Source organism: Vibrio splendidus (assembly GCF_001557875.1).
Taxonomy (GTDB): Bacteria; Pseudomonadota; Gammaproteobacteria; order Enterobacterales; family Vibrionaceae; genus Vibrio; species Vibrio splendidus_F.
The window spans coordinates 50110-63060 of record NZ_LNRF01000005.1 but is presented as its reverse complement, the minus strand read 5'-3'; the positions used below and the strand labels follow the sequence as shown (position 1 = coordinate 63060).

General features: G+C 45.2%; 12 protein-coding genes. 6 read left to right on the top strand and 6 right to left on the bottom strand.

Annotated elements, in window-relative coordinates; translation table 11 throughout:
* Positions 1-122 precede the first annotated feature (122 nt).
* A complete protein-coding gene (locus ATB74_RS13565; RefSeq protein WP_061018891.1) occupies positions 123-608 on the top strand; it encodes an Lrp/AsnC family transcriptional regulator in 486 nt (161 codons plus the stop codon).
* 106 nt (positions 609-714) lie between these two features.
* Here ATB74_RS13565 and ATB74_RS13560 read toward each other — a convergent pair whose 3' ends face one another.
* Positions 715-2085: an L-serine ammonia-lyase gene (locus tag ATB74_RS13560; RefSeq protein ID WP_061018890.1), complete on the bottom strand. Its 1371-nt coding sequence runs from the start codon at positions 2083-2085 to the stop codon at positions 715-717.
* Between the two features lie 26 nt (positions 2086-2111).
* Complete coding sequence (locus ATB74_RS13555; RefSeq protein WP_061018889.1) at positions 2112-3653, bottom strand: sodium:solute symporter family transporter; 1542 nt, start codon at positions 3651-3653, stop codon at positions 2112-2114.
* Between the two features lie 347 nt (positions 3654-4000).
* On the opposite strand from ATB74_RS13555, the gene ATB74_RS13550 reads away from it, so the two are divergent.
* From ATB74_RS13550 to ATB74_RS13535, 4 genes are all read left to right on the top strand, one after another.
* Positions 4001-5296: an MFS transporter gene (locus ATB74_RS13550; RefSeq protein ID WP_061018888.1), complete on the top strand. Its 1296-nt coding sequence runs from the start codon at positions 4001-4003 to the stop codon at positions 5294-5296.
* Between the two features lie 126 nt (positions 5297-5422).
* Complete coding sequence (locus ATB74_RS13545) at positions 5423-6439, top strand: nuclear transport factor 2 family protein (RefSeq protein ID WP_061018887.1); 1017 nt, start codon at positions 5423-5425, stop codon at positions 6437-6439.
* 251 nt (positions 6440-6690) lie between these two features.
* A complete protein-coding gene (locus tag ATB74_RS13540; protein ID WP_061018886.1) occupies positions 6691-7767 on the top strand; it encodes a porin in 1077 nt (358 codons plus the stop codon).
* Between the two features lie 250 nt (positions 7768-8017).
* Positions 8018-9043, top strand: a complete 1026-nt coding sequence (locus ATB74_RS13535) for a LacI family DNA-binding transcriptional regulator (protein WP_060982907.1) — start codon at positions 8018-8020, stop codon at positions 9041-9043.
* Positions 9044-9111: 68 nt separating this feature from the next.
* Here ATB74_RS13535 and ATB74_RS13530 read toward each other — a convergent pair whose 3' ends face one another.
* On the bottom strand, positions 9112-10614 hold the full coding sequence (locus ATB74_RS13530) for an arylsulfatase (RefSeq protein ID WP_061018885.1): 1503 nt from the start codon (positions 10612-10614) through the stop codon (positions 9112-9114).
* A 9-nt stretch (positions 10615-10623) separates the two neighbouring features.
* A complete protein-coding gene (locus ATB74_RS13525) occupies positions 10624-10992 on the bottom strand; it encodes a DUF4345 domain-containing protein (RefSeq protein WP_060982909.1) in 369 nt (122 codons plus the stop codon).
* Between the two features lie 157 nt (positions 10993-11149).
* On the opposite strand from ATB74_RS13525, the gene ATB74_RS13520 reads away from it, so the two are divergent.
* Positions 11150-11920 carry a DUF481 domain-containing protein gene (locus tag ATB74_RS13520; RefSeq protein ID WP_060982910.1) on the top strand — a complete coding sequence of 257 codons (771 nt, stop codon included), beginning with the start codon at positions 11150-11152 and terminating at the stop codon, positions 11918-11920.
* A gap of 111 nt (positions 11921-12031) precedes the next feature.
* Here the strand turns inward: ATB74_RS13520 and ATB74_RS13515 are convergent, their stop codons facing one another.
* A complete protein-coding gene (locus ATB74_RS13515) occupies positions 12032-12451 on the bottom strand; it encodes a globin (protein ID WP_061018884.1) in 420 nt (139 codons plus the stop codon).
* Between the two features lie 119 nt (positions 12452-12570).
* A complete protein-coding gene (locus tag ATB74_RS13510) occupies positions 12571-12951 on the bottom strand; it encodes a VOC family protein (protein WP_048609300.1) in 381 nt (126 codons plus the stop codon).

Below are 12951 nucleotides of genomic sequence, written 5' to 3'. Positions count from 1 at the left end.
TTCCTCTCACTCCTAATAAGTAAAGTATTTATAGGGAGAGAGTTTACAGATTCGACTAGGAATTAAATTGCTATATAGGCTAATATTAATGCAAATTTGAGCAAGACTTTTCCAAAATAGCCATGAAACAGAAAGAATCCACCAAAGAAGTGTTAGATGACACAGATATCGCCATCTTAGAGCATATCCAGCAAGACGGACGCATGAGCAACAGCAAGCTCGCAGAGAAGGTCAATCTCAGCGAAACCCCATGCTGGCGCCGTTGGAAACGCATGGAAGAAACTGGCTATATCGATGGTTATGCCGCGAAGCTGAATCGTAAGAAATTAGGCTTTCATGTGGCTGGTTTTACGCTTGTGACCTTGGGTAACCATGAAGTTGAAAACACAGAACCGTTCGAAGAGTTTGTCGCGGTAACCGATTGGATTCCTATGTGTCACTGCATTGCAGGCGGCGCCGATTACATGGTGCAAGTGTTGGCGAAAGATTTAGAAGAGTACTTTGAGCGTATTAGCTCGATCAGAAGAGTGAAAGGCGTAAGCGCGATTCAATCCAACATATCGGTGAAAGAGTTAAAGAACAGCTACCAATTGCCACTGCAAGATTAATTGATTTAAAAATGAGAAAGCCCAGTCAGCGATAATGCGACCGGGCTTATTATTGCAGTTGTTACACAAGTATAGCTCTCACTGAGACTTAAGACTGAATTCGACTCTATTCACAAGGGGGCGCAAGATGAATAAGCGCCAAACCGCCCAATGACGTTTCACGATATTTCTTATTCATGTCTTTACCCGTTTGATACATCGTCGCGATAACCTTATCAAGCGAGATCAACGATTTGCTATTGCGCTTCAGTGCCATGCGTGATGCATTGATAGCTTTCATCGCGCCCATAGCATTTCGCTCAATACACGGTACTTGAACTAAGCCGCCAATGGGGTCACAGGTCATACCCAACGAGTGCTCCATCGCGATTTCTGCGGCAATGCAGATCTGTTCATTACTGCCACCGCGTAGTGCCGTTAAACCAGCCGCCGCCATAGAAGACGACACCCCGACTTCACCTTGGCACCCGACTTCCGCACCAGAAATTGAAGCATTGGTTTTGTACAAAATACCAATCGCGCCCGATACCGCTAAAAAATCTTTTAACTGCTTGGTATCCAACTCTTTAATGAAGCGATGGTAATACATCAACACAGCTGGAATAACGCCCGCCGCCCCATTGGTTGGTGATGTCACCACTTGGCCGCCTGCGGCATTTTCTTCGCTGACTGCAAACGCAAACAAGTTAATCCAATCCATGATTTCCATTGGGTCGTTTTCAACCGCCGCGTTCGCTTCAAGCTTCTTAAGCAAATTAGGAGCACGGCGTGTCACGTTCAAACCACCATCAAGAATGCCTTCGGTTTCAAAGCCGCGTTCCATGCAACGACTCATCACTCGCCAGATTTGATCCGCTTTCTCTGAAATAATGTCAGAGCCTTCGAACTCCGCTTCATTTTTCAGAAGCATGCCACCCAAGCTCATCCCACTATTATCGGCTTGTTGCAGCATTTCATCGGCATTTTTGAACGGGAAAGGGACTTCTACTGTTTGGGTTTGAGTGCCATTTTGCAGTTCGTCAGCAGTTGCGATAAAACCGCCGCCAATTGAATAATAAGTTTCATCGACAATCACGTTTCCACTCTGGTCGAACGCAGTAATCATCATGCCATTTTCATGCAGAGGTAGATTGTCTTCGTGGAACAACATATCAGTTTCGTAATTGAAGGCAATGTGCTTCATGCCCGCTAGATCCATCTCTCCACTATCTACAGCATGACGCATTGCTTGGTTTGCGCTGGTGATTTTGATGGTGTCTGGCTTGTTGCCGAGCAAACCCAAAATGGTTGCTCTATCGGTATGGTGGCCAATACCAGTCAGTGACAAAGAACCGTATAAATCCACCTGAACACGCGTCACTTCTGCGATTTTATCAGCGATTAATTGTGTGAAATGAAAACCCGCAATCATTGGGCCGTTAGTGTGAGAGCTCGATGGCCCCACACCAATTTTGTAGATATCAAAGATCGATAACATAGATATACCAGTAAAAAATCGGTCAATTAAGAAAGAGCGGCATAAAGCCAATCAGGAATAACAGTACAAGCAGCAATCGTCACAACAGCGAACACCAACAAGCCGTAATGACTCGCGGTAGGCTTCGCAAACAAATGCTTTTGCTTGGCTATAAATTCATTTTGTTGCTCGGTTACTTCTCCCCAGAAGCGGCTTACAATAACGCCTAACACCAAGAAAACCACAGTGCCAATCAAGGCAAACCAAGGCCAAGCTATTCCGCTATATTTGGCGATGAATACGACAGCCACACTGCCAATACTGCCTGCAATTACCCCTTTCTCATTCGCTTGTTTGAAGAACAAACCCAAGATGAAAGAGCCAAGGCGAATACCGACAAAAATTGAAGTTAGGCTAGCAATAGTTTTAAGCACTGATTCATTAGAAACAGCCAGTAATGCAGGAACAACAACCGACGCTGCAGCAACAAGGCTCATTTTTCTAGCTACCGATTCATAGTGCACGTCAGAGGCTTTCTTGCGGAAAAATCGCTTATAGAAATCGAACGTTGCTACCGTCGCCATTGAGTTATAAGTGGAATCCAGTGTCGACATGGCCGCTGCCGAAAGTGCTGAGATCACCAAACCGACAATGATTGGGTTGGTATGGTTAAACACAAAATCGAGAATCACTTCGTTGCTGTTGTCAAAACTGCTGTCCTGATAAAAGACACTTAACAACACCCCCATCACAGCAAAGAATAGATAAACAAAGAACGCGCCGTAACCACAAAGCAACATCGATTTTTGCGCTGTTTTAACACACTTAGTCGCCAGTGTTCTTTGAATAATCAGCTGGTTAGTACCATACACACTCAGGTGCAAGAAGCTCACAGCTACTACGCCTGCCCACAATGTGGTATCAACGCCCAAGTCAAAATCGAGATTGATGATATTCAAATGTTCAGGAGACAACACCTCGCCCGCATCGATTTTTATCAACAATAAAACAAAGATCGCAATGCTGCCGATAATCAACACTGCTGACTGAAGCATGTCAGTCCAGATTACTGTCGAGATACCGCCTGCATAGGTATACAACGCAGTAAATAAGCTGATGTAGATGATCGCCTCGGAGATACTCACCGGCAGCACTTGCACCAAGATCAATGCCACTGCATACAAAATCACCCCTGCCGAAATACACTGAACCACAATAAACACGATAGAGTTGATCGTGCGAGCAACAACGCCAAAGCGGTGCTCTAAGTATTCATAAATCGAGGTCAGGCCAAGTTTGTAAAACACCGGAACAAAGAAAACCACAGCGAAAAAGATCACTATTGGGTAATTCAGATGAACGCTCATTGCTTCCATGCCTGAGCTATAAACCCAGCCCGGCATACCGACGAACGTCATCGCACTGATGTAGGTTGCAAGAATCGACACCCCCGCCGTAAACCAACCAAATTGTTTTCCACCAGTCGAAAAATCGCCACCAACGCTATAGCGCTTGTTTACTAAGTAGCTGATAAATAAAGTAGTTAATACATAAAGAGCAATAACCACAAAGCTTGAGTACGTAACCATTTTTAGATTCCGTTTATTGTCTGTCGCCAATCATTCGCCGCCAATATTACTCAAAATTGGATATTTTCCCTCAAAAACCCACAGTAAGTGTGAGTATTGTCACTAATATAGACGAATAAACGCTCAAAACGTCCCAAAAACTCAAAAACATGATCTAACGGGATCCAGATCACTAAAACACACAAAATGGGTACGCACTCATTTCAAAATTGACTTTGATCACGGATCTAATAACCATAAAAATTCTATTATCTCTCCCGAAATGAAAACGGTGTGATGAAGATTAATAATCACCACACAATAATCAAAACTACAAACACCCTATAAAAAATAAAGGTTTATCGGTCATGACTACTAAAAAACACATGAGCGAAGTTCCTATGATTCAAAGGGTAGCCGCATATCTAGCAATTCTAGTGGGTTACTTTTTCTATTGTTATAACTTTGTAATTATTGACTACGTACGCCCATACATCGTTGATGCGTATGATGGTATTAACTTAGCGGATACTGCCCAGTTCTATACATGGCAGTCGGTTGGTGCACTTATTGGTGCTCTAAGCTGTGCATGGGTGGCATCAAACTTTGGTAAGAAATCGACTCTTATTGTCATCACTGCACTGAACGGCGGCGCAACCATCATCAACATGATGTTTACTGACTACGCTATGTGGGCAGCGATGCGTTTCATTATCGGTATTTCTTTAGGTGGTTACTTCACAGTAGCGGTAAGCCTGATGATTGGCCTATTTACGCCAACGGTTCGCGGCAAGTTAACCGCATTTGCTTCTTCGATGTTCTCTGTTGCTCTGATGGCAATGGGTGCGTACGCAGCATTCATTTCTAGCATTGACGCACCTTGGCAGAGCCTAATGTGGGTAGGTGGTATTCCTCCTCTAGTTGCAGCAGCACTGATGATCTTCATTCTGCCTAGCGACAAGAAAGTGATCGCTTACGGTGAAGAAGAGCAAGCAGAAGCTGAAGGGTCAAATACACCTGCGAAGAAAGGCTCTTGGGGTGAAATGCTAAGCGCGCCTTACCGTAAGCTAACCATCACTTGTCTATTACTGGCTGGCCTTAACTTCTACGGCTACCAATTCTTTTCAGGCTTCGTGACAACGTACCTAAAAGAAGTTCGCCAGTTTGATGGTGCAACTATCGGCATCATCTTCTCTATCTCGGCATTCGGTTCTCTATTCGGTGCTTGGGTATGGGGTGCAATCGCGGATAAGTACGGTCGTAAAGTAAACGCGTTTGGTTTCATTCTTGCTGGTGTAATGGCTTCAGTATTCTTCGTGGCACCAAGCGATGTGATGATCGGCAGCTTAAACATGCTAGCTATCCTAGGTCTTATCTACAACTTCGGCCTGTCTGCTTCTGCGGTATGGGGTGGTTACTTCTCTGAATTGTTCCCAGCTCACCTACGTAGCTTCGGTGCAGCACTGTTCCACGGCGGTCGTATCATCGGCATGTGGGCACCAATGGTGTTGGTATTCATCCAAGAACGCAGCGACCTTGCGACAGCAATGTGGGGCTCGCCGATTGTATGGATTGTGGCTGGTCTACTGTGGCTATCTCTACCAGAAACATTGAAAGGCGGCATCTTCGACAAGAGCAAAAAAGCGGAAGCAGCTAAGGCTTAATTCCCTTTGGTTGAAGATCTCTCAGGCAAGAAACAAACATCAATCCGGCTGAACAGTCAGCCGGTAACAAAATCCAAATCGAGTCCTGTTCCGAATGTTGACTCGACAACACAAAGAGAAATTATTATGTCTAAATATCAAGAAGCTAAACGCATTGTTCGCGAATACTTTGATGCAATGGAAAACGCAACTCACGAGAACGTTGCAGAAGTTCTGAAAGCACACACTTCTGAAGATTACTTGTGGCGTGGTGTTTACCCATTCCGTGAGCAAGAAGGCGCGCAAGCTGCGGCTGACGTATTCTGGGCTCCTATGATGAAATCAATGACTCGCATGCAGCGTCGTCAAGATATCTTCATCGGTGGTAACAACGAAGTTAACCCAGATGAGATTTGGATAATGAGCATGGGTCACTTCATGGGTCTATTCGACGCTGAATACCTAGGCATGCGCCCTACTGGCAAGATCATGAACGTTCGCTACGCAGAGTTTAACTGTGTTGTTGATGGCAAAATCACTAAGACAGGCCTGTTCCTAGACCTTCTAGGCATGATGGATCAAGCGGGTTGCTACCCACTTCCACCATCAACTGGTAAGCACTTCGTATACCCTGGCCCACGTAACCATGATGGTCTGCTATTCGAAGATGCCGCACCAGAAGAAGGCATTGCGACACTTGATCTAGTAAACAAAATGGTTGATGACCTGTCTGCTCTTAACGACAGCGGCGCGATGGGTTGCCCACCAGAAGTACTAGCGAAGAGCTGGTCAAAAGACATGATTTGGTACGGCCCATGTGGTATCGGCGCGTCTTACACGATTCCTCGCTACCAACAGCAGCACCAACTTCCTTTCCGTAACAACCTGAAAGACAAGAAGTTCAACGGCCACGTTTGTCGTTTCGCTGAAGGTAACTTCTCTTGTTTCTTCGGTTGGCCAAACCTATCAAACACACCAACAGGTGGATTCCTAGGTATGACTGGCGGTGAAGTACGTGCAAACATGCAAGTGGTTGACGTTTACTACCGTGACGGTGACAAGCTGTCTGAGAACTGGGTTCTTATCGACCTTCCATACTGGCTACAACAGCAAGGTCTAGACGTGTTCGAACGCACTTCATCCATCATGAACCCAACGCTGTAATCGAAACGCTTTAATCCAAAAGATTGAAACGAAACAGTGGCAACCTAAATAGACATCTGATTTAGGTTGCCACGCTTACTGGGAGACCCTTCTCGCTCCTAGTAAGTGCTCCACCAACCAATTCATTATTGCTCCACTAATAATTGAATCCACTAGTACCTCATGGATGGGGTACACCCTGCCAAACCATTACCAATATAACGGGCTCGAAAGCACGGTGGCTTTCTACGGCCTGAATAAAGAGAATTACAATGAAAAAGTCGATTCTTTCAGCAGTGATCCTAACAGCACTTACCTCAGGTTCTGCTTTTGCTGCACACACTTTTACCAATGACGCGGGCGATAGCCTAACACTAGATGGCCGTTTCGACGTTCGTTACCAAGATAAAGGTGGCGATCACAACGGCGAATGGAACAGCGGTAGTTCGCGTTTCGGCCTTAAGGGTCAAATGGGACTAAACAACGACTGGACTGGCTTTGGCCATGCCGAATGGGGTTATAACTCAGGCGCTAACGGCGATAACATTTACGACCGACTTCTATACGCAGGCGTTGAGCACGAGAAATACGGTAAGATTGCTGCCGGCACAAAACAATGGTCTACCTTCTACGACGTGGCTTGGTTTACCGATATGGGCCGTGTATTTGGTTCACGTGGTTCTGGTTACTACAACCTATCTGACTGGGGTATTGCTTCTGGTACAGGCCGTGCTGAAAACTCAATTACTTACCGCAACAACATCAATGACAACTGGAAATACGGCTTCACTTACCAAACCACTCGCGAAGATGTTGGCCTAGCAGACGGCTTAACAGCAACGCTAAAAAACGGTATGGGCGCATCAACGCTGTACACTATTATGGATGGCCTAACCATTGGTTTAGCTTACCACCAGAATGAGTTTGATGATGTCGATGCGGGCGTCCAAAACATCAAAGATGGCGATACACAACGCATTGGTCTATTAGGCGTTAACTATACCAATGATGGTCTATTCGTTGGTTTCACCTACAGCCAAGGTTCAAACTGGGAAACCACCAGCCAAGCTGAATTCTACGACCACCGTGGTGCTGAATTCTTCACTTACTACCACTTTGAAAACGGTCTGCGTCCAACCTTTAACGTGAACTACTTAACGGATACCGACGACAACGCAAACGGCTACGAACGTCAGCTAATTATCCCTGGTCTTGAATACCACTTTAAGAAGAACAAGTTCTTAGTTTGGACGGAGTACCAGTTTGATAATGGTAAAGACAAGTCTGTTGGTAACCATTACGAAAACAACGATGACCAATTTGCTGCGGGTATTCGTTACTACTTCTAACGGCGTAGCGGTGTGTTGCTCATTTTACGGGTAAATTCGTAATCAAAAGCTCTGCTCTTACGCAGAGCTTTTTAGTCACTATCTCTGTAACCATACTTGTTAACCAACACAGAGAATGGGTTATACCCAATATCAAATTCAAAATAGTCATTATTCCTTATTTTTCATATTATTCCTTGGTATTGCTTTATGAGTACGTACCTAATTATGTTACTCTGTGCGCAGTCAATTTGGTTCAAAAGTATGGTCTATGAACTCTCCAAAATACTCCACGGCATCAAAGCCAACCGTCACCTCTAAAGATGTCGCTAAGCTGGCTGGCGTTTCTCAATCAACTGTATCTCGCGTATTTGTACCGGGCAGTTCAGTGTCTGAAAAAACTAAGCAGAAAGTGTTCGATGCCGCAAAGTCGTTGAATTATCGTCCCAATGCCTTTGCCCGCAGCCTGACGACAAATGAATCCAAATTGATTGGCTTAGTTTTCCCAGATGCCGACTACCCTATCCACATGAAAACTCTGCAGCTTATCTCTACTGAGCTACAAAAACAGGGTTACTCTGCGGTATTGATTCCTTGGCAAGTGGATGGAAACGACAACCACTCGATTCCTAATATCTTCCAATACCGAGTTGATGGCGTGATTGCTGCTTCTGCGACCTTTAATAAGTCGCTTTATGAAGAGTGTGAAGAGTTCGACATCCCCATCGTTCAATATGCACGTGTGGTTGAAGGGACTAAAAGTAGCCATGTAGTGAGTGACAACTACGCCGCAGGCCAAGTTGCAGCGCAGCATTTGCATAGCGTAGGAACAAAGTCAGCGGTTTACCTAACAGGTAACGTACCGACCTACACCAACGGTGAGCGTGAATCGGGCTTTTGCTCAGAGTTCGAAGATCTAACGGGCAAACAAGCTCGTGTTATTGAAGCTGATTATGACTACCTTGATGCTCTAGGTACCATTAGGACTCTGTTTTCAGAACCCACACATCCTCAAGCGATTTTCTGTGCGACAGATAACCTGGCGATGGCGGTAATGGATGTGGCGCGCTTAGAGTTCAACCTGCGTATTCCAGAAGATCTTCAAGTGATTGGTTTTGATGATATCCCACAGACTCAATGGTTGAACTACCAACTCACTACCTTCAAGCAAGATTTCAGACGCCTTGCACGTGAATCCGTAAAAATTGTCGTTAGCCAGATTCAAGAACAAGACACGAGCTTAGTTAAGCTGATGGTGCCAGTGAAATTTATTGAACGAAACACCACGCTCAAATAGAACCAACGTTAAAACGCATTCAAATAAAAATCCCGCTCAGTGTGAGCGGGATTTTTTATGATATTTAACTAATTACCTACACCACTGGTCTTCTCAGCCGGAGACTCAGGCGTCATTGGAGGCCACTCTTGGAAGGTTGCTAGATGTTGTTGGACAGCAGCTTGTGCAGGACCAAATGCCCACATTTTTTGCCCCATCCACTTCAAGTACATGCCCGACTCTTCTGCCGCTCGCTCATATGGGTCGCGACGTAAGTTAAACAGTAATGGCGCGTTTAGCTCTTCTTTAGGGCCACTCCAACCGTGGTTCTGTACAATGAAGTGCGCCTTCCAATCACCAACACGAACCGCTTGCAACTTATCTCGCTCGTAGTAGTAGATCTCTTTTCGGTTCGACTCGCCTTTCTCAGTCAGCATATCCACTTGGTTGTAACCATCAAGGTGCGCTTTAAAGCCATCGTGACCTTTCAGCAGTTTCTCTTTTAGATCCGTTGGACCACCAGCCGCAGCGACCAGAGTGGGTAACCAGTCCATACCATCAAAGATACCATTGCCTACAGTACCCGCAGGGATTTTACCCGGCCAGCTAACCAGTGCAGGAGCTCTTACGCCACCTTCCCAAGTTGTCCCTTTCTCACCGTGATAAGGTGTCATGCCGCCATCAGGCCAAGTCATGATCTCTGGGCCGTTATCGGCAGTGAAAATGATGATGGTATTGTCGGCAATACCGAGCTCTTCCATTTTCGCCATCATCTCGCCGACATGATCATCAAGATCTTTCATGACCACTTCTTGAAGTCCCCAACCATTTTGGCCAAGCATGGCTTCGTATTCAGGTGAAAGGTGCGTCCAAACGTGACCACGTGATGGACAGTACCAAGTGAAGAATGGCTTATCCGCTTCAACCGCCCTTTCGATGAAGTTGATCGCGTGTTTATTTACTTCATCGTCGAGTGTACGCATACGCTCGATCGACAATGCACCATCATCTTCGATCGTTTGACCACCTTTACCGTCTGCTCTTGCGTAAATAACATTACGAGGTGCAAAGGCATCCAAAGAGCCATCTTTGGGCCAATCTGGATCTTCTGTGTATTCCATTGCATTCAAGTGATACAACCAACCCCAATACTCATCAAAACCGTGCATTGTCGGTAGGAATTCATCTCGATCACCAAGGTGGTTTTTACCAAACTGACCCGTCACATAACCCATGGTTTTAAGGATTTCAGGAAGCGTTGGTGTGTCTGCACTTAAACCCACTGGGCCTCCCGGCAATCCGACTGAGTGCATGCCTGTTCGAACAGGGAGTTGACCCGTTAAGAATGCAGAACGACCCGCCGTACAAGAGGGTTGAGCGTAATAATCGGTCAGGAGCATGCCCTTTTCAGCAATACTATCGATGTTTGGTGTTTCACTACTCATCACACCATTGTGATAAGCACTCAGGTTTGATATCCCAATATCATCCGTGAAGATAACAAAAATATTCGGTTGCTCTTGGGCTGACCATGCTGATAGCGAAACGCTGCTCAACACACTCAGAACAACAAGGTGGAAAATCCTTTTCATAGAATGTCCTTATACTGTTTCAGATTGCTCTTTGTGAACCATTTTTACTCCTACCAAACCAAAGCCAAGCTCCAATAATAGATAGACGACAAGTAGCCAGTGGGGCATGCCATCTATCAACAAGCTAATGACTCGGCCAGCAGCCAAACCCAACATGAAGACCACCAAACTGTAGAGTGCTGGCAGTCGGTATTTCTTTAGTAGCGCCCCTGCTATCCAAAACAACGCCAACGCTAGGTACAACCCCATTACGGCACGAAAAATGTGAATGACATTGATAGGGCTAGCATCAATTCCGAAAAGATAATCAAGGGAGACAACGGGGGCATAACCGTACGACAACGCAATCGGTGTTAAACCTAAAACAGCAACGAACAAAAAACGCTTTGTGGCTTCATATCCTTACTCTTTTAATTTGGCTCTTTTCAAAAAACATAGTCTACAATCAGCAATATACAAGTTGCATATGTGAGAAATGGATAGTTAAAACACATTCACATTCGTGCTATTTCACATCGAAGATAAGGATATCAATATGGCTAAATGGCGTTACCTACTCGCATCAGCATTGGCTGCCAGTTCAACCGTAAATGCTCAGGAAGTAAGCGAACAAGCGGATACAAAAAAGTGGCAACATAGCTTCGAAATTTACGCGCTCGCACTCAATATCCGTGGAGACAGCACCATTGGTGGCTTGTCAGCAGATGTCGATGTTGATCCTGCATTCATCATGGATCATCTTGATATGACCGCAATGGTGCGTTTAGAGGGTATCTATGACAATCAGTGGGGCTATTACATTGATTACAGCTTCATGAAGTTAAGCGGAAAAACGAACTCAGTTTTAGGTAGCAACCTAGAGGTATTGAAAGGCAATCTTGATATCCGACAAGGTGTTTTAGATGTGAAGGGGTTTAAGCGCTACCAATACGACTTTGGCTCGATTGATTATCTGTTTGGGCTTCGTTGGTGGGATAACGACATTGATGCCAAGCTTTACGGTTCAGGTGGTAAGCTAAGTACAGACCGATCACTCGATGAAGATTGGGTTGACTACCAAATAGGTGTGAGATGGATAACTCAGATCAATAAGGATTGGAAGTTTCACGCAACTATTGATGCAGGACTTGGCAGTGACACCAACTTTACTTCATCTCTGCTAACTGGCGTGCGATACCAAATAAACAGTTGGTCTGACTTAAATGTTGCCTACAAATCGACCTGGGTTGATTACGAAAACAAGGGCACCTTTGAATACGATACCGCATCGCAAGGGTTCCTGATTGGTTGGGCTGCTCATTTCTAGTCAAACAATAAGAGGCAAGCCTGATATCGTTAGGCTTACCTTACAATGTCAATCTTTCAAGAGTTAATGCCGGTTTTAAATAACGAACAAGCAAAACTACCCATCAACGACCTAGTTATTCACAGTGTTTGGAACCACACACTCTTTCTTCATGATAGTTAAGCCGGCCTCGAGAGTTTCTGTCCATGCTTGTTCGACGCTTTCATCATAGTGAGGATCGTATTTTTTAACCGTATTGAGTAACGAATTGAACCACTCGTTGAGCTCTTGCTCAGAGATATCCATTCCTAAATCTTTATGTCGCTTCCCAAGCTTTTTCACCGAGTTTCGTACGCTCGGCAGACCAGCAGAGTTGTAGATAAGGATGATCGAGGCTTTAAGCATCTTAGTTTGTTGCTCTAACCCTATCTTTTCAAAACGTTCTGAAAACCTTGGATTATGCTCACAAAAATCCGCCAAAAACGTTTCAAGAAATTCTTGGTCAATCCGGCAGCGCTCGAAGCTTTCATAAAACAGTTCGTTCGATGTCATCTAGCTGATCCTTTGCAAAATTTTGAGTCTTCAGGAAGCTAACAAGTTCAGAGCCGCGACTTCACCAACTCCGAACCATCAACATGATCTAAGTATACGCTACTGTGGCATAACGTAAACTATGGCATAAAGTGAGTTGCACAGATCTTGTTTCCATCAGGATCTCGCAAATAAGCCATGTACAAACGACGCTCGTCAGAACCTCTCGCTCCGGGGCCGTTTTCAATGCTGGTACCGCCATTTTCGACGCCAACTCGGTGCCATTCATCTACAACTTCAGGAGAAGACGCAAGAAAACCCACCGTCATGCCGTTGCCGTGAGTCGCAGGCTGACCATCAATCGGCTTCGTTAAGCCCAACACGCCCGTTTGGCTAACGTAAACACAGCGCCCTTTAGGGTCAACGGAACCTTCGCTATAACCAAGCACCTTCATGATGGGGTCATAAAAAGCCTTCGCGCGTTCAATATCTTCGGTACCGAGAAAAACATGGCTGAACAT